Annotated in this window: 26 protein-coding genes; 16 read left to right on the top strand and 10 right to left on the bottom strand. The window is 68.7% G+C overall.

All coding sequences use genetic code 11. The features are described 5' to 3' along the window. Positions 1–9: 9 nt before the first annotated feature. Complete coding sequence (locus A8M77_RS20960) at positions 10–1101, bottom strand: TRAP transporter substrate-binding protein (protein WP_086923450.1); 1092 nt, start codon at positions 1099–1101, stop codon at positions 10–12. A 289-nt stretch (positions 1102–1390) separates the two neighbouring features. On the opposite strand from A8M77_RS20960, the gene A8M77_RS20955 reads away from it, so the two are divergent. From A8M77_RS20955 to A8M77_RS20940, 4 genes are read left to right on the top strand one after another with little or no spacing between them, the layout of a single operon-like run. Next, entirely contained in the window at positions 1391–1696 is a 306-nt protein-coding gene (locus A8M77_RS20955; protein ID WP_086923449.1) for a non-heme iron oxygenase ferredoxin subunit, read from the top strand. A gap of 1 nt (position 1697) precedes the next feature. Beyond that, complete coding sequence (locus A8M77_RS20950; protein ID WP_086923448.1) at positions 1698–2981, top strand: NAD(P)/FAD-dependent oxidoreductase; 1284 nt, start codon at positions 1698–1700, stop codon at positions 2979–2981. A 13-nt stretch (positions 2982–2994) separates the two neighbouring features. Then, entirely contained in the window at positions 2995–4284 is a 1290-nt protein-coding gene (locus A8M77_RS20945; RefSeq protein WP_086923447.1) for an aromatic ring-hydroxylating dioxygenase subunit alpha, read from the top strand. 4 nt (positions 4285–4288) lie between these two features. Then, positions 4289–4813 carry an aromatic-ring-hydroxylating dioxygenase subunit beta gene (locus A8M77_RS20940; RefSeq protein WP_086923446.1) on the top strand — a complete coding sequence of 175 codons (525 nt, stop codon included), beginning with the start codon at positions 4289–4291 and terminating at the stop codon, positions 4811–4813. 11 nt (positions 4814–4824) lie between these two features. Here A8M77_RS20940 and A8M77_RS20935 read toward each other — a convergent pair whose 3' ends face one another. After that, positions 4825–5322: a MarR family winged helix-turn-helix transcriptional regulator gene (locus A8M77_RS20935; RefSeq protein ID WP_143694688.1), complete on the bottom strand. Its 498-nt coding sequence runs from the start codon at positions 5320–5322 to the stop codon at positions 4825–4827. 83 nt (positions 5323–5405) lie between these two features. On the opposite strand from A8M77_RS20935, the gene A8M77_RS20930 reads away from it, so the two are divergent. The 7 genes from A8M77_RS20930 to A8M77_RS20900 all read left to right on the top strand — a co-directional run bounded on the left by A8M77_RS20930 (position 5406) and on the right by A8M77_RS20900 (position 10974). Next, the gene (locus A8M77_RS20930; protein ID WP_158100962.1) at positions 5406–6146 is read left to right on the top strand and encodes a pirin family protein; all 741 of its coding nucleotides are present in this window, start codon (positions 5406–5408) and stop codon (positions 6144–6146) included. 25 nt (positions 6147–6171) lie between these two features. After that, complete coding sequence (locus A8M77_RS20925; RefSeq protein ID WP_086923444.1) at positions 6172–7143, top strand: amidohydrolase family protein; 972 nt, start codon at positions 6172–6174, stop codon at positions 7141–7143. A gap of 36 nt (positions 7144–7179) precedes the next feature. After that, positions 7180–7935, top strand: coding sequence for a maleate cis-trans isomerase family protein (locus A8M77_RS20920; protein WP_086923443.1), 756 nt, complete (start codon positions 7180–7182; stop codon positions 7933–7935). 11 nt (positions 7936–7946) lie between these two features. Then, positions 7947–8756 carry an alpha/beta fold hydrolase gene (locus A8M77_RS20915; protein ID WP_086923442.1) on the top strand — a complete coding sequence of 270 codons (810 nt, stop codon included), beginning with the start codon at positions 7947–7949 and terminating at the stop codon, positions 8754–8756. A 20-nt stretch (positions 8757–8776) separates the two neighbouring features. Continuing rightward, positions 8777–9832, top strand: coding sequence for a 2,5-dihydroxypyridine 5,6-dioxygenase (locus A8M77_RS20910; RefSeq protein WP_086923441.1), 1056 nt, complete (start codon positions 8777–8779; stop codon positions 9830–9832). Further along, the gene (locus tag A8M77_RS20905) at positions 9822–10445 is read left to right on the top strand and encodes an N-carbamoylsarcosine amidohydrolase (RefSeq protein ID WP_086923440.1); all 624 of its coding nucleotides are present in this window, start codon (positions 9822–9824) and stop codon (positions 10443–10445) included. The genes A8M77_RS20910 and A8M77_RS20905 overlap by 11 nt, the downstream gene beginning before the upstream one ends. A gap of 91 nt (positions 10446–10536) precedes the next feature. Continuing rightward, on the top strand, positions 10537–10974 hold the full coding sequence (locus A8M77_RS20900) for a response regulator (RefSeq protein ID WP_086923439.1): 438 nt from the start codon (positions 10537–10539) through the stop codon (positions 10972–10974). Between the two features lie 9 nt (positions 10975–10983). Here the strand turns inward: A8M77_RS20900 and A8M77_RS20895 are convergent, their stop codons facing one another. Continuing rightward, on the bottom strand, positions 10984–11346 hold the full coding sequence (locus A8M77_RS20895; protein ID WP_086923438.1) for a hypothetical protein: 363 nt from the start codon (positions 11344–11346) through the stop codon (positions 10984–10986). Beyond that, complete coding sequence (locus A8M77_RS20890; RefSeq protein ID WP_143694687.1) at positions 11343–11567, bottom strand: hypothetical protein; 225 nt, start codon at positions 11565–11567, stop codon at positions 11343–11345. Before A8M77_RS20890 ends, A8M77_RS20895 begins: the two co-directional genes overlap by 4 nt. A gap of 326 nt (positions 11568–11893) precedes the next feature. On the opposite strand from A8M77_RS20890, the gene A8M77_RS20885 reads away from it, so the two are divergent. From A8M77_RS20885 to A8M77_RS20870, 4 genes are all read left to right on the top strand, one after another. Beyond that, positions 11894–12097, top strand: coding sequence for a hypothetical protein (locus tag A8M77_RS20885; RefSeq protein WP_086923436.1), 204 nt, complete (start codon positions 11894–11896; stop codon positions 12095–12097). A gap of 115 nt (positions 12098–12212) precedes the next feature. After that, positions 12213–12413, top strand: coding sequence for a hypothetical protein (locus tag A8M77_RS20880; RefSeq protein WP_086923435.1), 201 nt, complete (start codon positions 12213–12215; stop codon positions 12411–12413). A 135-nt stretch (positions 12414–12548) separates the two neighbouring features. Beyond that, positions 12549–12812 carry a hypothetical protein gene (locus tag A8M77_RS20875; protein WP_143694686.1) on the top strand — a complete coding sequence of 88 codons (264 nt, stop codon included), beginning with the start codon at positions 12549–12551 and terminating at the stop codon, positions 12810–12812. Positions 12813–12925: 113 nt separating this feature from the next. Beyond that, on the top strand, positions 12926–13333 hold the full coding sequence (locus A8M77_RS20870) for a hypothetical protein (RefSeq protein WP_086923433.1): 408 nt from the start codon (positions 12926–12928) through the stop codon (positions 13331–13333). A gap of 6 nt (positions 13334–13339) precedes the next feature. Here A8M77_RS20870 and ybaL read toward each other — a convergent pair whose 3' ends face one another. Both ybaL and phbB read right to left on the bottom strand, forming a co-directional pair. Continuing rightward, positions 13340–15034 carry a YbaL family putative K(+) efflux transporter gene (gene ybaL, locus A8M77_RS20865; protein ID WP_086923432.1) on the bottom strand — a complete coding sequence of 565 codons (1695 nt, stop codon included), beginning with the start codon at positions 15032–15034 and terminating at the stop codon, positions 13340–13342. Between the two features lie 114 nt (positions 15035–15148). Then, positions 15149–15886: an acetoacetyl-CoA reductase gene (phbB, locus tag A8M77_RS20860; RefSeq protein ID WP_086923431.1), complete on the bottom strand. Its 738-nt coding sequence runs from the start codon at positions 15884–15886 to the stop codon at positions 15149–15151. 160 nt (positions 15887–16046) lie between these two features. Here phbB and A8M77_RS20855 point away from each other — a divergent pair, with 160 nt between their 5' ends. After that, positions 16047–16916 carry an endonuclease/exonuclease/phosphatase family protein gene (locus tag A8M77_RS20855; RefSeq protein ID WP_086923430.1) on the top strand — a complete coding sequence of 290 codons (870 nt, stop codon included), beginning with the start codon at positions 16047–16049 and terminating at the stop codon, positions 16914–16916. Between the two features lie 18 nt (positions 16917–16934). Here the strand turns inward: A8M77_RS20855 and A8M77_RS20850 are convergent, their stop codons facing one another. The 4 genes from A8M77_RS20850 to A8M77_RS20835 are packed head-to-tail and all read right to left on the bottom strand — an operon-like array spanning position 16935 to position 21034. Then, a complete protein-coding gene (locus tag A8M77_RS20850; protein WP_086923429.1) occupies positions 16935–17915 on the bottom strand; it encodes a tripartite tricarboxylate transporter substrate-binding protein in 981 nt (326 codons plus the stop codon). 46 nt (positions 17916–17961) lie between these two features. Beyond that, complete coding sequence (locus A8M77_RS20845) at positions 17962–19143, bottom strand: CaiB/BaiF CoA transferase family protein (protein WP_086923428.1); 1182 nt, start codon at positions 19141–19143, stop codon at positions 17962–17964. A gap of 10 nt (positions 19144–19153) precedes the next feature. Beyond that, complete coding sequence (locus A8M77_RS20840) at positions 19154–20056, bottom strand: FAS1-like dehydratase domain-containing protein (protein ID WP_238136904.1); 903 nt, start codon at positions 20054–20056, stop codon at positions 19154–19156. Beyond that, a complete protein-coding gene (locus A8M77_RS20835) occupies positions 20057–21034 on the bottom strand; it encodes a tripartite tricarboxylate transporter substrate binding protein (RefSeq protein ID WP_086923427.1) in 978 nt (325 codons plus the stop codon). Between the last annotated feature and the right edge of the window lie 120 nt (positions 21035–21154).

Raw genomic sequence — 21154 nt, 5'->3', positions numbered from 1 at the left:
ATCACTGGATCACTGCGACTTGGTGACGGCGGCGAAGGTGTAGTTGTCCAGCTCCGACTCGGCCACGCGGAACCAGCTGGCCTGATCGCGGCGCCACTTCACCCACTGGGGCAGCACGGCCTTGAAGTCGGGGTTCTTCTCGGCCAGCTCGTTGAACAGGTCCGACGAGGCCTTGAAGGCCGCCTCCATCACCGGCTTCGGGAAGTACGCGAGCTTGGCGCCCTGCCCGATCAGCTTCTTGAGCGCCTCGGGATTGCGCGCGTCGTAGTCGGCCAGCATCTTCATGGTCTGCTCGTTCGCCGCGCATTCGAAGGCGGCCTTGTAGGCCGGCGGCAGCTTGTTCCAGGCGTCGCTGTTCACCATGGCGGTGATCGAGGCACTGCCCTCCCACCAGCCGGGGGTGTAGTAGTTCTGCGCCACCTTGTGCAGGCCGAGCTTGGCGTCGTCGTAGGGACCGATCCACTCGGCCGCGTCGATGGTGCCCTTCTCCAGCGCGGGGTAGATGTCGGCCGCCGCGATCTGCTGGGGCACCGCGCCCATCTTCGACATCACCATGCCGCCGATGCCGCCGATGCGGATCTTCAGGCCGTCGAGGTCGGCCACCGTCTTGATCTGCTTGCGGTACCAGCCGCCCATCTGCACGCCGACGTTGCCGCAGACGAAGTTGACGATGTTGTATTTCTTGTAGAGCTCGCGCATGGCCTGCAGGCCGCCGCCGTACTGCATCCACGCGTTGTGCTGGCGGGCGTTGAGGCCGAAGGGCAGGCCGGTGTCGAAGGCGACCGCGGTGTTCTTGCCGATGAAGGCCGAGGCCAGCACGTGGTTGCACTCGATGGTGCCGTTGCTGATGGCCTCCATGTTCTGCGCCGGCGGCACCAGTTCGCCGCCGGCGAAGGCGCGGATCTCGAACTTGCCGTCGGTCAGCTCGCCGACGCGCCTGCACATCTGCTCCGCCGAGCCGTACATGGTGTCCAGGCTCTTGGGCCAGCTGGTGGACATGCGCCACTTCACGCTCGGCGACGACTGCGCCAGAGCCGGTGCGGCCACGGTGGCAAGGCCCGCGAGGGCACCCGATCTTTCCAGGAAACGGCGACGCTGCATCGAATCTCTCCTCGGTGGGGTTGCGTATGAATATAGTCAGTATGCTGATCAGATTCTTCAGTGTCAACGCAAATCGACTAGGAGAATCCCCGATCCGCTTCTGACCCGGTCGACGCCCTTTCGCGGGGCATTTCTCAGGCTATTTCATAGAGAAAATCCCCTTGATGGTGCTGATCCGAACCGGGTGCACCAGCCTGATCCGGCCTCGGGAAAGTCCGAAGATGTCTTGCGATTTATGATCAGTACACTGACAATAACAGCTCAGTACACGTTTCACAAAGGACGCCCCATGGCCTGGACCCGCATCGCCGACGCGAACCAGTTGCAAGACGAGGAAGTCGTGCCCATCACGCTCGGCAGCGCCCAGCTCGCGCTGTTCCGCAGCGCGGGCGAGTTCCATCTCACGGACAACGTCTGCACCCACCAGTACGCCCTGCTCTCCGACGGCTACGTGGAAGACGGCTGCGTCGAGTGCCCGCTGCACCAGGCCCGTTTCGACCTGCGCTCCGGCGCGGCGCTGTGCGCGCCGGCCACGCAGCCGATCCGGGTCTATCCGGTGCGCGTCGAAGGCGATGACGTGCTGGCGGATGTCTGAGATGAGGGCACTGCACCCGATCCTGATCGTCGGTGCCGGCCAGGCCGGCGCGACCGCGGCCGCGGCATTGCGCACCGGCGGCTTCGACGGCCGCATCGTGATGGTGGGCCGCGAAGCCCCCCTGCCCTACGAGCGGCCGCCGCTGTCGAAGGCGGTGCTGTCGGATGCGGCGATGGACGCGCGCATCGGCATCCATCCCGTGGGCTTCCATGCCGAGCAGGCGATCGAGCTGCGACTCGGCGTCGAGGTCGTGGCGATCGACACGGCGGCCTCGGTTGCGCGCCTGGACGATGGCAGCTCGCTGGCCTTCAGCCGCTGCCTGCTGGCCACGGGGGGCCATGCACGCGCCCTGCCCGGCCTGCCGCCGGGCACGCCGGGCGTGCACACCATCCGCACGTTGGCCGACGCGCAGGCCCTGCGCGACGCGATGGGCCGGCATGCTTCGATGGTGGTGCTGGGCGCGGGTTTCCTCGGCCTGGAAGTCGCTTCCACCGCGCGCGGCATGGGCCTCGCCGTGACCGTGCTCGAAAGTGCGCCGCGCGTGCTGCCGCGCGCGGTGCCGCCAGCGTTCTCGGACTGGCTGCAGCGGCGCGTCCGCGAGGCCTGCGTCGACCTGCACCTCGATACCCGCTGCGCCTCGATCACGCCGGTCCCCGAGGGCATCGCGCTCTCGCTGGAGGACGGCACCTGCATCCGGACGTCCCTGCTCGTCGTCGCGATCGGCCAGGCGCCCGAGGTGGCCCTTGCACGCGCCAGCGGCCTCACGCTGCATCCCGCGAACGGCGGCATATGCATCGACGCACGCTGCCGCACCAGCGCACCCAACGTCTACGCGGCCGGCGATTGCACGAGCCAGCACCAGCCGCATGCCGGCGAAGAGATCCGGCTCGAATCGTGGCAAAGCGCCAACGAGCAGGCGCGCGTCGCCGCGGCCGCGATGCTCGGCATCGACGCCGCGCCCGCCGCCACGCCCTGGTTCTGGACCGACCAGTTCGGCTGCAACGTCCAGATGATGGGCCTGCCATCCGGGGGGCTGGCCTACCGCTGGCGCGGCGATCCCGCGGCCGCGGACCCGGCGTCGAAGCTGCTGCTGCTCGGCACCGATGACGAGGGCCGGCTGCGCCACGCCATCGCCGTCGACGCCGGCGGCGACCTGCGCCAGCTGCGCCCGCTGTTCGAGCCGGACGTGACCATCGATGCCGCACGCCTGTGCGACCCCACCCTCCCGCTGCGGCAATGCGTGCGCGACGCGCGGGCCGCCGCCACCGCCCCTTCACCCACCTGACCGGAGTACATCCATGTACAGCACCCACGCGGTGATCAACCGCACGCCCCGCGCCAAGGACGCCGAACTGGCCGCATGCCGCTGGCCCGAGGACGCCCTGCATTTCATTCCCGACTGGGTCTACACCAGCGACGCGGTCTACGAGCGCGAGGTGGAGCGCATCTTCCGCGGCCGCACCTGGAACTACGTCGCGCTGGAAGCCGAGATTCCGAACACCGGCGACTTCAAGCGCTCCTATGTCGGCGCCACGCCGGTGGTGGTGGCGCGCGCCGCCGACGGCTCGATCAGCGTCTTCGAGAACCGCTGCGCGCACCGCGGCGCGGAGTTCTGCCGCCATGGCCAGGGCAACACGAACGAGTTCGTCTGCCCGTACCACCAGTGGTCCTACGACCTCAAGGGCAACCTGCAGGGCGTGCCCTTCAAGCGCGGCGTGAATCGCGAGGGCGGCATGCCCAAGGACTTCAGGAACGAGGACCACGGCCTGGTCAAGCTGCACGTGACCACGCGGCACGGCGTGATCTTCGCTTCGTATTCGAACGAGGTGGAGCCGCTGGAGGAATACCTGACGCCCGAGATCCTGAAGGACTTCGATGTGGTGTTCCCGGGCAAGAAGCTGAAGGTGCTGGGCTACTACAAGAACGAGCTGCCCTGCAACTGGAAGATGTACCACGAGAACCTGAAGGACCCGTACCACGCGACGCTGCTGCACTCCTTCCTGGTGGTCTTCGGCCTGCTGGTGGCGGGCAACAAGGCGGCGATGATCGCCGACCCGGTGCACGGGCGCCACGGCACCATGGCCTCGGCCAAGACCGAGGACAAGTACGCCGAGGTCAGCGCCGAGAACAAGAAGGAGATGCGCTCATTCCACGAGGGCATGCGCCTGCAGGACGACCGCTTCCTGGACTTCGTGAAGGAATTCGATTCGCCCTGGTCGGTGACCATGCAGACCATCTGGCCCAACCTGGTGGTGCAGCGCGAGATGAACACGCTGGGCGTGCGCCAGATCGTGCCCAACGGCCCCAACAGCATGCTGATGCTGTGGACCATGTTCGGCTACGAGGACGACAGCGAGGAGATGACGCAGCACCGCCTGCGCCAGGGCAACCTGATGGGGCCGGCCGGCTTCCTCGGCCTGGAGGACAACGAGGCGATGAAGTTCGTGCAGGAGGGCGTGCGCCGCTCCAGCACCGACCGCAACGTGCTCAAGCTGGATGCCAACCACGTGGGGACGGCCAACTCGCTGATCTCCGAGGCGGCGATCCGCGCGATGTACCGCCACTACCGCGACGTGATGGGGTTCTGAGGCCATGAAGACGACGACCCGCAACCTCTATCGCGAACGCCGCATCGACCCCGCCCGCGCGCTCGTGCTGCGCCAGGAAGTCGAAGCCTTCAACGCCGAGTACTGCGCCGTGCTGGACGCCGGCCTGGTCGAGTCCTGGCCCGCGTTCTTCACCGAAGACGGTCTCTACCGCATCACCGCCCGCGAGAACGCCGAGCTCGGCATGCCGGTGGGCCTGGTGTATGCACAAGGCCGCGCGATGATGCACGACCGTGCCGTGGCGATCGCACGCACCCAGATGTTCGCGCCGCGGTACAACCTGCACCTGGTCACGAACACGCGGGTGACCGCGGAATCGGCGGACGGCGGCATCGAGGCGCAGGCCAACTTCCTGCTGCTGCAGACGCTGGTGGAAGGCCCCAGCACCATCCACATGGCCGGCACCTACCACGATCGTTTCGCACGCGCGGACGGCGCGCTGCTGCTCCAGGAGCGGCAGGCGATCTACGACACCACCATCATCGCCAACGACCTGGTGTATCCGCTGTGATCAGGACCGCGTCAGAAGGTGCGCAGCACCGTGCGGCTGTACTGGTTGTTGGCTTCGACCAGGATGCGCATCAGGTCCATCAGCATGGTGCGCTCTGCGGGCCGCAGCGGCTCCAGCAGGCGCTCCTGCGCGCGGGCCATGCCGCCGCGCAGCGACTCCACCACCTTCCGGCCTTCTTCGGTCAGTCGCACGTGGCGCGTGCGCTTGTCCGCCGGGTTCGCGTTGCGCTCGACCAGGCCGCGCTCTTCCAGACGCTTGACCACGTCGGCAGTGGTCGTGCGATCCAGCCCGACCTCCTGGCCCAGCGAGGTCTGGTCCAGGTCGGGCAGAACCGAGACCGCGGTGAGGATGCCGTACTGCACCGGCGTGACGTTCTGCGACTTGCACTCCTCGAAGAAGAGCGCGTAGTGGATCTGGTGCAGGCGCCGGATCAGGAAACCCGGCCGCGCGAACAACAGTTCCTTCGCCGGATCGACGGTGGTCATCTCGATGGGCAGCTCCGCATTCATCTCCCCCTTGCGCGCTGCTCGACCTTGCTTCGATGCCACCTCAGCCCCTTTTTGTTAGCACACTGAACATTCTAGCGACGGCCATGCCATCAGCAGCTCGTCGTCCCGCGCGGACGATCCCCGACAGCCTCGTGCGGCGCGCCCACCAGCGCGGCGTGCACGAGACCGACTGGCTGGTCGCGCGCTTCAGCTTCTCCTTCGGCGACTACCACGATCCCAACCACACGCATTGGGGCTCGCTGCGCGCGCTCAACGAGGACTGGGTCGCACCGGGACGCGGCTTCGCGTGGCATGGGCACCGCGACATCGAGGCGATCACGCTGCCCATCCAGGGCCGCATCCACCACACCGACAACCTCGGCAACGACTACGTCTTCGGCCCCGGCGAGCTGATGCGCATGAGCGCCGGCAGCGGCATCGCGCATGCCGAGATGAACGCCTCGGCCACCGAGCCCGAGCGCCACCTGCAGATCTGGCTGTACCCGCGCCGCCGCGGCACGCCGCCCGAATGCGAGCTCGTGCGCATCGACGAGAAGAGCAAGCGCGACCGCTGGCGCGCGATCGCCTCGCCCGACGGGCGCGAGGGATCGCTCTCGCTGCAGCAGGAGGCGCTGATCTTCTCCACCTGCCTGAGCCTGGGCGCCTCGCTGGCCTGCCCCCTCGCCCCTCACCGCCTGGGCTACCTGCACGTGGTGTCCGGCGAGCTGGACGTCGACGGCGCGCTGCGCCTCGGCCCCGGCGATGCCTTGCGCTTCACGCACGAGACGCCGCCCCTCATCACCGCCGCCGCGCCCGACACCGAGGCGCTGCTGTTCGACCTCTGACCCCATTCCCACACCTGGAGCATTCATGACAAGAATTCGCAAGATCGCGCTGGAGGAGCACTACATGGCGCCCGGCTTCGAGCGCTACTCCAAAGGCTTTCTGCAGCACATCGCCCCCGCGGTGCAGGCGGAACTCTCGCGACGGCTCACCGACTTCGGCGAACTGCGCCTGGCCGAGATGGACAGGGCCGGCATCGACGTGACGGTGCTCTCGCAGACAGGCCCGAGCGTGCAGGCCGAAACGAACCTGTCCGACGCCATCGGCCTGGCCCGGCAGAACAACGACTTTCTCGCCGCGCAGATCGCAGGCCATCCGACCCGCTTCGCCGCATTCGCGACCCTGCCGATGCAGGACCCGAAGGCCGCGGCCGACGAGCTGGAACGCGCAGTCGTGCAGCTGGGCTTCAAGGGCTCGCTGGTCAACGGCCACACGCAGGGCCGCTACTACGACGACCCGGCCTACGACCTGTTCTGGGAACGGATGCAGGCGCTCGGGGTGCCGATGTACCTCCACCCGATCGACATGCCCGCCATCCCGCCGGCCTTTGCCGGGCACCCGGAGCTGCACGGCGCGGCCTGGGGCTGGGGCGTGGAGACTGCGACGCATGCGCTGCGCCTGCTGTTCGGCGGCGTGTTCGACCGCTTCCCGCGGCTCAAGCTGATCCTGGGCCACATGGGCGAAGGCCTGCCCTTCCTGCGCTGGCGCTTCGACAGCCGCTTCGCGGCCTACCCACACGGCATCCGCCTGCAGCGCGCGCCGTCCGAGTACATCGGCAGCAACATCGTGATCACCACCTCCGGCGTGTGCTCGAGCCCGGCGCTGGTGGCCGCCATCGAGGAGATGGGCGCGGAGGCGGTGATGTTCTCCGTCGACTACCCCTACGAGTCGACCGCGATCGCGGCCGACTTCATCGAACGCGCGCCGCTGGACGAGCGCACCCGCGCACTGGTGTGCCACGGCAATGCCGAGCGCCTGCTCGGGCTCGCGCCGCGCTGACCCGTTTTCTTCATTCCTTCCACGCTGGAGCCCCTCATGCCCAAGACGTACTTCCGCATCGGCCAGATCGTGCCGAGCTCGAACACCACCATGGAGACCGAGATCCCGGCCATGCTCGCGGCCCGGCAGCTCGTGCGCCCCGAGCGCTTCACCTTCCATTCCAGCCGCATGCGCATGAAGACGGTGAAGAAGGACGAGCTGGCCGCGATGGACGCCGAGTCCGACCGCTGCGCCGCCCTGCTGAGCGACGCGCGTGTCGACGTGCTCGGCTATGCCTGCCTGGTCGCCATCATGTCGATGGGCCTCGGCTACCACCGCGCCTCCGAGCAGCGCCTGCGCGCGCGCACCGAGGAGAACGGCGGCAACGCGCCGGTGGTCACCAGCGCCGGCGCGCTGGTCGACGCGCTCAAGGTCATCGGCGCGAAGCGCATCGCGCTGGTGGCGCCCTACATGAAGCCGCTGACCGAGACGGTGGTCGACTACATCCGCCATGAAGGCTATGACGTGGCCGACTGGCGCGCGCTGGAGATCCCCGACAACCTGGAGGTGGGCCGCCACGACCCGGCGCGCCTGCCGGGCATCGTCGCCGGCATGAACACGCGCGACGTGGACGCGATCGTGCTGTCTGCCTGCGTGCAGATGCCCTCGCTGCCCTCCATCGCCAAGGTGGAGGCGATGACCGGCAGGCCGGTGGTGACCGCCGCCGTCGCCACCACCTACGCGATGCTCAAGGCGCTGGACCTGGAGCCGATCGTCCCGGGCGCGGGCGCGCTGCTCTCGGGCGCCTACTGAGGAGCGCGCGCATGAGCACCTTCCTGCACGGCGCCAACCTGCGCGCCAACGGCATTCGCCAGCACTACCTGCGCTACGGCGGCCGCGGCCGGCCGGTGGTGATCGTGCCGGGCATCACCAGCCCGGCCGTGACCTGGGGATTCGTGGCCGAGCGCTTCGGCCGCCACTTCGACACCTACGTGCTCGACGTGCGCGGGCGCGGGCTCTCGGCAGCCTCCGATGCGCTGGACTACGGGCTCGATGCACTCGCTGCCGACGCGAACGCCTTCGCCGAGGCGCTGGGCCTCGAGGGCTATGCGCTGGTCGGGCACTCGATGGGGGCGCGCGTCGGCATCCGCGCGGCACGGCAGCAGCCACGCGGCCTCGAGCGCCTGGTGCTGATCGATCCGCCCGTCTCCGGGCCCGGCCGCCGCGCCTATCCGGCGAAGCTGGACTGGTACGTCGACTCGATCCGGCTGATGCGCGATGGCGCAGGCATGGAAGCGCTGCGTCCCTTCTCACCCACCTGGACCGACGATCAGTTGCGCCTGCGCGCCGAGTGGCTCCACACCTGCGACGAGCGCGCGATCGTGACCACCTACGAAGGCTTTCACCAGGACGACATCCATGCCGACCTGCCCCGCATCAAGGTGCCAACCCTGCTGATCGCCGCCGGGCGCGGCGACGTGATCCGCCCGCAGGACCTGGCCGAGCTGCGCGAGCTGCTGCCCGCGATGCAGATCACGACCGTGGCCGGGGCGGGCCACATGATCCCGTGGGACGACGAGGCCGGCTTCTACAAGGCCTTCGGCGATTTCCTCGGCACGCCGATCGTTGACTGAATCCTCGAAAGGAGAAGCACATGCCCGTCAGTGACCATCAACTGATCGGCGCCTGGAAACAGGTGCTGACGCTCTCGAAGCTTGCGCCCGGCCAGACCGTGACCGTGCTGACCAGCGCCGCCACCCATCCCCAGACGCTGCAGTGCGCGCTGGTCGCGGCACAGGACCTGGGCGCCATCGTCAATCGCCTGGACCTGCCGCCGGTGAATGCCGAGAAGGCGCTCAGCCGCGACAGCCTGGCCTACCTGGGCAGCACGCCGCTCACCGGCAACCCGGCCGCCATCGCCATGCTGAAGGCGAGCGACCTGGTGCTCGACCTGATGACGCTGCTGTTCTCGCCCGAGCAGCACGAGGTGCTGGCCACGGGCACCAGGATCCTGCTGGCGGTGGAGCCGCCCGAGGTGCTGGTGCGCATGGTGCCGCACGAGGCCGACCGCACGCGCGTCAAGCGCGCCGCCGACCGCATCGTGCGGGCGCGGGAGATGCACGTGGTGTCCGAGGCCGGCACCGACCTGCGCTGCCCGCTCGGGCAGTTCCCCGCGATCAGCGAATACGGCTTCGTCGACGAGCCGGGCCGCTGGGACCACTGGCCCAGCGGCTTCGCCCTGACCTTCCCGGACGAAGGCGCCGCCAGCGGCCGCATCGTGATCGACCGCGGCGACATCCTGCTGCCGCAGAAGTCCTATGTGAGCGAGCCCATCGTGCTCACCGTCGAGAAGGGCTACGCCACGAAGATCGAGGGCGGCCTGGATGCCGAGCTGCTCGGCGACTACATGGCATCCTTCCGCGACCCCGAGGCCTATGCGATCTCGCACATCGGCTGGGGGCTGCAGCCGCGGGCGCGCTGGTCGACGCTGGGCCTGTACGACCGCGAAGCCTCGATCGGCATGGACGCACGCGCCTACGAGGGCAACTTCCTGTTCTCGCTCGGCCCGAACAACGAGGCCGGCGGCAGCCGCACCACGGCCTGCCACATCGACATTCCGCTGCGCCGCTGCACCGTGCGGCTGGACGGCGAGGACATGGTGCGCGAAGGCCGCGTGCTGGACGAGGAAGGAGCGCGCCATGCACGCTGAGATCGGCACCTACCAGCGCCAGGGCTTCGGTGCGGCGCTCCCGCTGCACGGCCCCCATGGCCTCCTGATCGTCGACTTCGTCAACGGCTTCGCCGACCCGCAGGTCTTCGGCGGCGGCAACATCCCCGAGGCCATCGCCGCGACCGTCCCGCTGCTGGCGGCGGCGCGCGAGCGCGGCTGGGCCGTGGCGCACAGCCGCATCGTCTATGCCGACGACGACGCCGACCACAACATCTTCTCGATCAAGGTGCCGGGCATGCTGGGCCTGAAGGAGCACACGCCCGCCAGCGCCATCGTGCCTGAGCTCGCGCCGCGCGCCGGCGAGCTGGTGGTGCGCAAGACCGTGCCCTCGGCCTTCTTCGGCACCTCGCTGGCCGCCTGGCTGGCGCAGCGCGGCGTGCAGACGCTGCTGGTGGCCGGCGCCGTCACCAGCGGCTGCGTGCGCGCCAGCGTGGTCGACGCGATGTCCTGGGGCTTCCGGCCGCTGGTGGTCTCCGATTGCGTGGGCGACCGGGCGCTCGCGCCCCACGAGGCCAATCTGTTCGACATGCAGCAGAAATACGCGGCAGTGATGACGCGGGACGAGGCGCTGCGCGCGCTGGCGGGCCGCTGAGGCTTCGGTCATCGGATTGCGGCGCGCTCCTACAGCCGGCGCGCCGCAGCTCGCCAATGCTCCTCGCCGACCATTCAAGAGGAGCCCGCCCATGAGCCACGCCGATGCAGCCAGTTCTCCGGACACATGCTGCAGCCTTCGCGTCCTCGTGGTCGAAGACGACCCCGAAGTGCTGGAAGCCTCCCTCGAGGCGCTGGAACTGCTGGGTCACTGGGCGACGGGCGTGCGCAGCGCCGAAAGCGCGCTGGCCCGATTCCTCGAAGGGGCTTTCGACGTGGTGATGGCAGATGTCGGGCTGCCTGCGCTGTCGGGACTGGAATTGGCGGACAAGCTCCAGGCCCGGTGCACGCTGCCAATCATCTTTGCGACGGCCAGCCAGGCACCATCCCGGCCGCTGCCGGGCACCGTCTGGCTCAGCAAGCCTTTCGGCATCGAGCAACTGGGGGAAGCGCTGCGGCAGGTCGGCTCCGGGCCCGTAGAAGCCTCGCCTGGCACAGCCCAGGCCCCGGGGACCGTCGAGCTTCCCTGAACCGGGCGATCAGCCCCGCTGGCAATGCGCGTAGGCCAGCGCCAGGTAGTCGGCCTGCTTTCGCAGGCTCTCCAGTTGCTGCAGCGTGGTGCCGCGGATCGGGTCCTTGGGATCGAAGCGCACGTCGCCATCGGCCATCAGGATGAAATGGGTCTTGCCTGCCGCACCACCCTGCGACGTGGCATTCACATAGCCGCAGGCGGTGCCCGTCCTCTTGTCGTAGACCACCCCGGAGAAGCGCACTGCCGCAGGGTCGGTCAGCCGGCTCTTCACGCGCGACTCCACCTGCCAGACCGGCCAGTAGAACCACCAGGCGGAGATGCAGCCGGCGAAGACGGCCAAGCTGGCAATCAGGCAGGTGAAGACTCTCATGGCGCCTCCTGGTCAGGTTGCACGAACTGCATGGCGAACCGGCCCAGCGGGGTCAGCTCCGTCACCGTGGCCGTCCCCGGCAGGCCCGGTGGCGCCGAGAAGGAGGCCTTGATCCAGCCGCCATCCTTCAGGATGCGCAGGGCCTCGATGTCCTCCATCGCGGTGAACACCATCGGCAGGGGGCCCTTGTCCAGCCGCAGGAGCACGCTATAAGACGACAAGGGTGCCTCCACGGGCCGGCCGGCGGGACAGGTCTGAAGACGTCTCGGGACGTGAATGCATGTAGCCAATTGTAATTACATGTAGTACTTACAGACTACTATTTCCTGTGCGGCATTTCACGGAAATCTGATTGGCTAAATGCTTTCGTGGGCACCTGTTCTGGACGTATGTCTTGACAGTAGTCAAAAGCATGAAGAAGTTGCGGAATTGACTCGCGATTAACCACCCCTGCCATCGCCATGGGCTGCCGCTTTGTGTAGCCTAGAAGTAGCAACAGCGATCGCCGAACCGGCGTCCACCCACTGTTGCGAAATGGAGGCACAGCATGCAGGACTCGATGACGGCTATCGACACTTCGTTCGACCGGTGGACGCAGTTGTCGGATGCTTTCGAGCAGCATCTCTCGCACATGAAGCAGGGTGACGCCAAGGCCCGCGCCGAAGCCATCCGCCTGGCCCGCGAGCTCGACGCACTCACCCGCCGCATCGCCCGCGAACTCGATTCCGGCGGGTCTTCGCACAACGCCTGATCGCCTTCTCTTCGCGGCGCCTCGTCCCGCGCGGACGAGGAAGCGCGCTGTTTCCGCCGCCGATTGTTTCCACGGTCAAAACGCCGCGGTTCCCGAGTTTGAGGATGTTTACCTAGTGTTCGGCGCAAAAGGTGTCTCGTCGCGCGTCGCGCCGGCCCTGGTGGCCTCGACCGACCGTGGCGGCGTGCGCAACCAGGCTGTCGCAGCCGCGCACAGCGCCAACCCCTATGCCGAGGGTTACGGCCAGGGCGTCGCCCCGATCCTGGCGGGCACCGTCGACCGCGCCACGGCGCGCGGCCAGCAGCTCGCCCTGTAACGCAAAGCCGCGCGGTCGAAGCAGCAAGACCGGGGCCGTGGCCCCCGGTTTTTTCTTGTGCGCTGCAGCCCGCTGCCGGCAGAATGAAAAGTGCCGGGCCCGTTCATCAGATGGCGCGGCACAATGTCATCCAGCATGACGCAGCAACTGCCCCATCCTGACGATCTGAGCAATGAGGAACTGGCCGAGCACGCCCAAGCCTGGCGACGGCTCGCGCTGCGCGGGGACCGCAGTGCGCGGGCACCCGCGCACGCCTACGAGACCGCCCTGCGGGAACGCGTTCGCGCCTCGATGGCTGCCGAACTGATCGCCAACGCGACGGCCGCCGGCCCCGCGCCCAAGCGCCCGTGGTGGCGCCGCCTGTGGCCCCTGTCGGCTGAACAGCGCGTCACTTCCTGAGCCGGCGGTGCGGCCGCCCATACGCGGTCTACGGGCTTTTCCTACAACCGGCGCATGCGGCCAGGCCTAAGCTGACCTCTCCCGTCAGCAAGTCGTTGGACTGAGGAGGCCTCATGAAGCATTTCATCCTCGACCCGCACATGTGCGCCGCTTTCGGCGGCGCCTTCTACCCGACCGGTCATTCGATGGTGATGTTCCCGAATGCCGACGATGCAAGCCGCGTCGGGCACCAGTTGATCGACAAGGGCTTCAGCGGCGACGAGGTCTACCTGATCCCGCCGAAGACCCTGCTGGCGCAGATCTCGCCGACGGTGCGAGACGACGCGGACACGCCGCTGCCCTCTGCCGGCACCGATGGCGCGACCGTTCGCATGTACACCAAGCTCGCGCGCGAGGGTCAAACGGGCCTGCTGGTGAAGACCGAGAACCGGGCCACGGCCGAGCGCCTGATGGAAGTGGTGCGCCAGGTGCCCTATTCGGTGGCCGAGCGCTACTGCCGGCTGGTGATCGAAGACCTCTGATGCGGCTCAGGCCGGCGCAGCCCGGCTGACCACCGCGCGCGCCATCGACTGCGCCAGTTCCTGCTCGCCCAGGAATACGGTGGCCGCAGCCTCCAGCGTGAGCAGGCGCGCCTCGTCCTCGTTGTGGCTGCGGATCACGGTCTGGATGGCAGGATTGAGCGTGCGCGCCGCCTCGATCATCTGCCGCACGTTGATCGCGTCGGCCGTGGCGACCACCAGCACGCGCGCACGTGCGATGTGGGCCTGGATCAGCACGGCCGGATCGGCCGCATCGCCCCACACGGCCGCCATGCCCTCGGCACGCAGCTTCTCGACCAGTTCGCGGTTCTGCTCCGCCACCACGAACGGGATGTCGTGGACCGCGAGCTCCGCCGCGATGCGCCGGCCCACGCGCCCGTAGCCCACCAGCACCACCTGGCGCGACAGGTATTTCGCCTCGGTGCTCATGGGCAGCTCGGCCAGCGGGTCGTCGCGCTGGGTCAGCCCGGGCACGAGGCGTGAGTGGGCGTGCAGCCATTTCTGCAACGGCTCGATCAGCCCGAACCACAGGGGATTGGTGGCGATGGAGATCAGCGCGCCGGCCAGCAGCAGGCTCTGGCCCTCCTGCGGGAGCAGGCCCAGCGAAACACCCAGCGCCGCCAGGATGAAGGAGAACTCGCCGATCTGCGCCAGGCTCGCGCTCACCGTCAGCGCCGTGCCCAGCGGGTAGCGCAGCAGCAGCACCAGGACGCAGGCGGCGATCGACTTGCCCACCACGATCACCATCACCACCGCCAGCACCTGCAGCGGGCGCTCGATCAGCACCGCCGGGTTGAAGAGCATGCCGACCGAAACGAAGAACAGCACCGCGAACGCATCGCGCAGCGGCAGCGACTCCTCTGCCGCCCGATGGCTGAATTCGGATTCGCGCATGACCATGCCTGCGAAGAAGGCACCCAGCGCGAACGACACGCCGAACAGCGCCGCCGAGGCAAAGGCGATGCTCACCGCCGCCGCCACCACGCACAGCGTGAACAGCTCGCGCGAGCCGGTGCGCGTCACTTGCCACAGCAGCCAGGGGAAGAAACGGCGCCCCACCACCAGCATGAGCACCACGAAGCCGCCGACCTGCAGCAGCGTGAGGCCCAGCGTCTGCCAGACCGGCGCCGCGTCCGGCGCACGCGCGGCAGTGCTGCCGAGCACCTCCGCCAGCGGCGGCAACAGCACCAGCACCAGCACCATCGCCAGGTCCTCCACCACCAGCCAGCCGACGGCGATGCGGCCGGTGAAGGATTCCAGGATGCCCAGGCTTTCGAGGGCGCGCAGCAGCACCACCGTGCTTGCCACCGACAGTGCCAGCCCGAAGACCAGCGCGCCGCCCAGGTTCCAGCCCCACCAGGTGGCCAGCGCGCCGCCCAGCAGCGTGGCCACCGCCATCTGCACCAGCGCGCCGGGCAGCGCGATCTTGCGCACCGCCAGCAGGTCGTCGAGCGAGAAATGCAGGCCCACGCCGAACATCAGCAGCATCACGCCGATCTCGGCCAGCTGCGCGGCGATCTCGGCATCGGCCACGAAGCCGGGCGTGAAGGGGCCGATGATCACGCCGGCGAGCAGGTAACCCACCAGGGCCGGCAGGCGCAAGCGCACTGCGAGGAAGCCGAGCACCAGGGCCAGGCCCAGGCCGGCCGCGACGGTGTTGATGAGTGAAACGCTGTGGGGCATCGGTTTGCATTGTGCAAGACCATCGCCGGTGCACCCGCAATGCCCCGCCATTGTCCCGGCGCACAAAAAAAGACCCGCCAAAGCGGGTCCTTGCGGATCGGACGCCTGCGCGTCTCAGTGCATGTGCAGGCCGCCGTTGACCGAGAAGTCGGCGCCGGTGGAGTACCCGCCCTCGTCGGTCGCCAGCCACGCGATGATGGAGGCGATCTCGCTCGGCTCGCCCAGGCGCTTGACGGGGATGGTGCCCACGATCTTGTCCAGCACCTCCTGACGGATCGCGCGGACCATGTCGGTGCCGATGTAGCCCGGGCTCACGGTGTTCACCGTCACGCCCTTGGCCGCCAGCTCCTGCGCCAGCGCCATCGTGAAGCCGTGCATGCCGGCCTTGGCGGCGGAATAGTTGGTCTGGCCGGCCTGGCCCTTGGCGCCGTTGACCGAGCTGATGTTGATGATGCGGCCCCAGCCCTTCTCGACCATGTCGCCCACCACCTGCTTGGTGACGTTGAACATGCTGTTGAGGTTGGTCTCGATCACCGCGCTCCAGTCCTCGGGGGTCATCTTGAGGAACATGCGGTCGCGCGTGATGCCGGCATTGTTGACCAGCACGTCGATGCTGCCGTGCTCTGCCTTGGACTTGGTGAAGGCCTCCACCGTGGACTCCCAGTCGCCGACGTTGCCGACCGAGGCGTGGAACTCGTAGCCCAGCGCCTTCTGTTCCGCCAGCCACTTGGCGTGATCGCGCGTGGGGCCGCAGCCGGCGATCACCGTGAAGCCGTCCTTGTGCAGGCGCTGGCAAATGGCCGTACCGATGCCTCCCATGCCGCCGGTGACGTATGCAACTCTCTTGCTCATGATTTTTCCCTCGATGTTGACGCGCCTGGACAGGCGCGATTCACTGTAGCGAAGTTTCTCACGGCCTCCGGCTCAGGAAAACACTGACCCCTCAATGCAACGGGGTGTCACAGACGCTGCGTCATATACCGACTTCGAGATCAAGGAAGGCAGCCATCCAATGAAACTCGTGACCTGGAACACGCAATGGTGCCGCGGACTGGACGGCATGGTGAATACCAAACGTATCGTCGAGGGCGCGCGTGCGATGGCCGACTTCGACGTGCTGTGCCTGCAGGAGATCGCCTCCGGCTACACGCGCATGCCCGGCGCCCCCGGTGACCAGCCTGCCGAGCTGCGGGCGCTGCTGCCGGGCTTCCAGCTCTTCTTCGGCGCGGCGGTGGAGGAGTTCGACACCGAGGGCCGGCGCATGCGCTTCGGCAACCTGGTCGCCACCCGCCTGCCGGTGGCGCAGGTGCGGCATCACCCGCTGCCTTGGCCAGCCGACCCAGCGGTCAGCACCATGCCGCGCATGTGCACCGTGGTCACGCTGAGCAGCCCGGGCCTGGGCGCGCTGCGGGTGATGACGACGCATCTCGAGTACTACTCGGCCCGCCAGCGCAGCGCCCAGGCCCGCGCACTGTGCGCGCTGCACGCCGAGGCATGCGAGCAGGCCGAAGCGCCACCCAAGGCCGAGTACGACCACTCGCCCTTCCAGCCCAAGCCGCATACGCAGCAGGCGATCCTGTGCGGCGACTTCAACATGCAGGCCACCGACCCCGCCTACGCGGAGATCCAGCAGCCCTTCGCCCTCGCGGGGGCCGGCGGCGCACCCGGCTCGCGACTGCAGGACGCCTGGCCGATCATGCATGGCCAGCGGCCGCACGAGCCGACCTTCCGCCTCTTCGACAAGCAGTACGGCCCGGACCCGGCCGCCTTCGACTTCGTGTTCGTCAGCGACCCGCTCGTGCCTCGGCTGCGGCGCATCGAGGTCGACGGACGAACCCAGGCCTCCGACCACCAGCCGGTGCTCGTCGACCTCGAGGGCTGAGGCGGCCGCCGGCCCCTCTCACTCCGCCTGCACGCCGGCTGCGCGGATCACCTTGCCCCAGCGGGCCACCTCGGCGGCGAGATGGCTGCGCAGGCCCTCGGGCGTCACCTTGTCCATCGGCACGATCTCCGAGCTCAGCTCGGCCAGCCGCTGCTTGACCGTCTCGTCCTGCAGCGCCGCGCGCAGGGCCGCATTGAGCTTCGCGGCCACCGCGGGCGGCGTGCCCTTGGGCGCATAGACGCCATGCCACACGCGCACGTCGAAGCCCTTGAGCCCCTGCTCGTCCAGCGTCGGGATCTGGGGCATGCTGGCCAGCCGCCGGGGCGTGGTCACGCCGAACACCTTGACGCGCTGGCCGTCCTTGATGACCGGCGCGGTCTGCGTGGTCTGGTCGCACAGCAGGTCCACCTGCCCGCCCATCAGGTCGTTGAGCGCCGGGCCGGCGCCCTTGTAGGGCACGGTGGTGAATTCGACGCCCACCTGGCTCGCGAACAGCAGCCCGCACAGCTGCGACACCGCGCCGGTGCCGGCATGGGCCAGCGAGACTTTGTCCTTGTTGGCCTTGACGTAGCTCAACAGCTCCTGGAAGTTGCCGGCGGGGAAATCCTTGCGCGACAGCAGCGTCATCGGGACGTCCATCACCTGGCCGATGTACTCGAAATCCTTGAGCGGGTCGTAGGGAAGCTTCTTGTACAGCGCCGGCGCGGTCGCCATGCCCATGTGATGGATCAGGACGGTGTAGCCGTTGGGCTGTGCCCGCGCCACCCGCGCCGCCGCCATGGTGCCGCCCGCGCCCACCGTGTTCTCGACCACGACCGTCTGGCCCAGCGACTTGCCCATGGGAACGGCCAGCATGCGTGCCACCACGTCCGTGGGGCCGCCGGCGGAATAAGGCACGACCAGCGTGACCGGTTTCTCCGGCCATGCCCCCTGGGCCGCCGCCAGCAGCGGCGCGGTGAACATCGATGCCCAGAGCAACACCTTGGTCTTCAGTTTCATGCTGTCTTGTCTCCTGTGGGTGGTTGGAACGGGATCACCCGCACAGTCAGATCGCCTGCGCCGTGCGCAAGGCGGCGATGTCGGCCTCGCCGCGGCCCAGCGAGCGCAGCACGGCCTCGGTGTGCTCGCCGACCGCCGGGATGGGATCCATGCGGTAGTCGAAGGCGCTCTGCCGGCCCGGCGGCAGCAACGCAGGGATCGGCCCCGCCGGCGAGGCCACCTGGCGCCAGCATTCGCGCGCCGCGAGCTGTGGATGCGCCCACAGCCCCGCCATGTCGTTCATGCGCGCATTGGCAATCTGCGCCGCGTCGAGCCGCTCGAGCACCTGCGGCGTGCCCAATGCGCCGAAGGTCTCGAGGATGATGGCCTGCAGCGCCTCGCGGTTCGCATTGCGCCGCGCATTGCTGTCGAAGCGCGGATCGGCAGCCAGCTGCGGCTGCAGCAGCACGCGCTCGCAGAACAGCTTCCACTCGCGCTCGTTCTGAAGGCCCAGCATCACGGTGCCGCCGTCGCCCGCGGCAAAGGGCCCGTAGGGATAGATGGTCGCGTGCGAGGCCGCGCTGCGCGGCGGGGGCGAGGCGCCGTCGTAGGCGTAGTACATCGGGTAGCCCATCCACTCGGCCAGCGACTCCAGCATCGACACGTCGATGTGCGAGCCCTTGCCGGTCTTCGCACGCTGCATCAGGGCCGCGAGGATGCCCGTATAGGCGTACATGCCGGCCGCGATGTCGGCGATCGAGTTGCCCGACTTGCAGGGCGCCTGCTCCGTGCCGGTGATCGAGAGGAAGCCGGCCTCGCTCTGGATCAGAAGGTCGTAGGCCTTCTTGTCGCGATAGGGCCCGTCCTCGCCGTAGCCCGAGATGTCGCACACGATCAGCCCCGGGTGCTTCGCCTGCAGCGTCGCGGCATCCAGCCCCATGCGCGCGGCGGCGCCGGGTGCCAGGTTCTGCACCAGCACGTCGGCGCCGGCCACCAGTTCCTGCAGCACGGCCTGCGCCGCCGGCTGCTTGAGGTCCAGCGTGACGCTCTCCTTCGAGCGGTTGACCCAGACGAAATGCGAGGCCTCGCCCCTCACGCGCTGGTCGTAGGCGCGCGCGAAATCGCCGCCGCCGGGCCGCTCGACCTTGATCACACGGGCGCCAAGGTCGGCCAGTTGGCGGGTGCAGAACGGCGCCGCGATGGCGTGCTCCAGGGAAACGACGGTGATGCCGTCCAGCGGTCGGATCATGGGCAGTCCTTCATGAAGCCAAGGTGGCCGTGGCCTGCATCGCGAGCCAGCCATCGGCATCCTCGGCCCACAGCCGGAATGTCCTGCCGTCGGCTTCGGGCCGGCCATGCACGCGGAACGAGGCGATGTCGAAGAGGGGGCGCACGGCGCGGAACTCGAAAGCCGACAGGCGGGCCTGCGGCTTCTCGCGCCGCAGCAGGTCGACCAGCAGCGTGGCGATGAGGGGCCCATGCACGATCAGGCCCGGATAGCCCTCGACCTCGGTGACGTAGCGGCGGTCGTAGTGGATGCGGTGGCCGTTGAAGGTGAGTGCAGAGTAGCGGAAGAGCAGCACGTCGTCGGGCACGATCTCGCGGCTGAACGCCGCGTCGCCGGGGGCCGGCGTCGGCGGCGGTGCGGCTTCGCCGGGCGCCGGCGCCGCGCGGTAGACGATGTCGTGCTCCTCGGTCAGCGCCAGGCCGCGCGCATTGTGAACCTCATGGCGGACCAGCACGAAGACCAGCTCGCCGCTGCGGCCGGCCTTGTGGGACACCGAAGCGATGGTCGACCGGCGCTCCACCGCGTCGCCCACCACGAGCGGGTTGTCCGCCTCCCAGCGCAGCCGGCCGCCGGCCCACATGCGCCGCGGCAGCGGCACTGGCGGCAGGAAACCGCCGCGCTTCGCATGGCCATCGGGGCCGATCTCGGACTGCCGGTGATGCGGCAGGAAGTAGAGCCAGTGCCACAGCTCGGGCAGCCGCGTGCCCGGCACGGGCTCGGGATCCTCGCGGTCGAGCGTGGCGGCGAGCGCGCGCACCGGCGCGGCCGCGAGTTGGTCGGCCAGCGTCTCGCTGCGGCCCTGCCAGGCCTGGAGGCCGGCCAGCGCGTCCGCATCGATCATGGGAGAAGCCTTGTCCTGTTGCGTCATCTTCATTCAATCCACGGCGGCGCCGGAGGCCTTGACGATCCGCGCCCACCGGGCAAGGTCGTCCTGCAGCAGCTTCGAGAACTGCTCGGGCGAAGTCGGCGCCGCGATCTCCACGCCCTGCTGATCGAGCTTCTCGCGCAGGTCCGGCGCGGCCAGGGCCTTGCGCGCAGCCTGCTCCAGGCTGGCAAGCACCTCCTGTGGCACGCCGGCCGGCGCAAACAAGCCGATCCACAGCGTGCCGTTGTAGCCGGGCACCGCTTCCGCGATCGCCGGGACCTCCGGCAGCATGGGCGAGCGCCTCTCGCCGCTCACGCCCAGCGCGCGCAGCTTGCCGGCCTTGACGTGCGGCAGCGCCGACGGCAGGCTTGCGAAGAGGATCGGCAACTGCCCGCCCAGCACGTCGTTGATGGCCGGCGCCACGCCCTTGTAGGGCACGTGCTGCAGCTGGATGCCGGCCATGCTGTTGAGCATCTCGCCCAGCAGATGATTGAGCGTGCCGTTGCCGGCCGAGGCGTACTGGTAGCTCGCGTCCTTGCGCTTCGCCATCGCGAGCAGTTCGGCCAGCGACTTCGCCGGGAAGGACGGGTTGACCAGCAGCACGTTCGGGACCGCGCCGATCAGCGCGACCGGACGGAAGTCCTTGACCGGATCGAAGCCGGGGTTCCTGTACAGCGCCGGGTTGATCGCCTGGCTGCTGCTGATGGTCATCAGCAGCGTGTAGCCGTCCTTCGGCGCCTTGGCCGCCAGCTGCGTACCGATGTTGCCGCCGGCACCGGGCCGGTTGTCGACCACGACGCTCGCGCCCATGACCTCGGCCAGCTTCTGTCCGACCACGCGCCCGACGATGTCGTTGGTGCCGCCGGCAGCCTGCGGCACGATCAGCGTGATGGGGCGCGAGGGGTAGCTGCCCTGCGCTGCCGCAGGTTCGGCCAAGGGCATGGCGGCAGCCGCCGCCAGCAGAAGCGCGAATGCGCGAAGGTTCATGGGGTGTTGTCTCCGGTTGCGTCCAGGCGGCCGATCGCGCCCTGCCCTGCATGGTGACCCCGGTGACTCCCCCGCGCAATCTGCGATTTCGAGACCGAGCCTTCAGCCTTTCCGAAGGCT

The sequence above is a fragment of the Variovorax sp. JS1663 genome, assembly GCF_002157355.1.
GTDB lineage: Bacteria > Pseudomonadota > Gammaproteobacteria > Burkholderiales > Burkholderiaceae_C > Variovorax.
The sequence above is the reverse complement of the archived record's forward strand: the minus strand, read 5'-3'. Positions and strand labels throughout refer to the sequence as shown.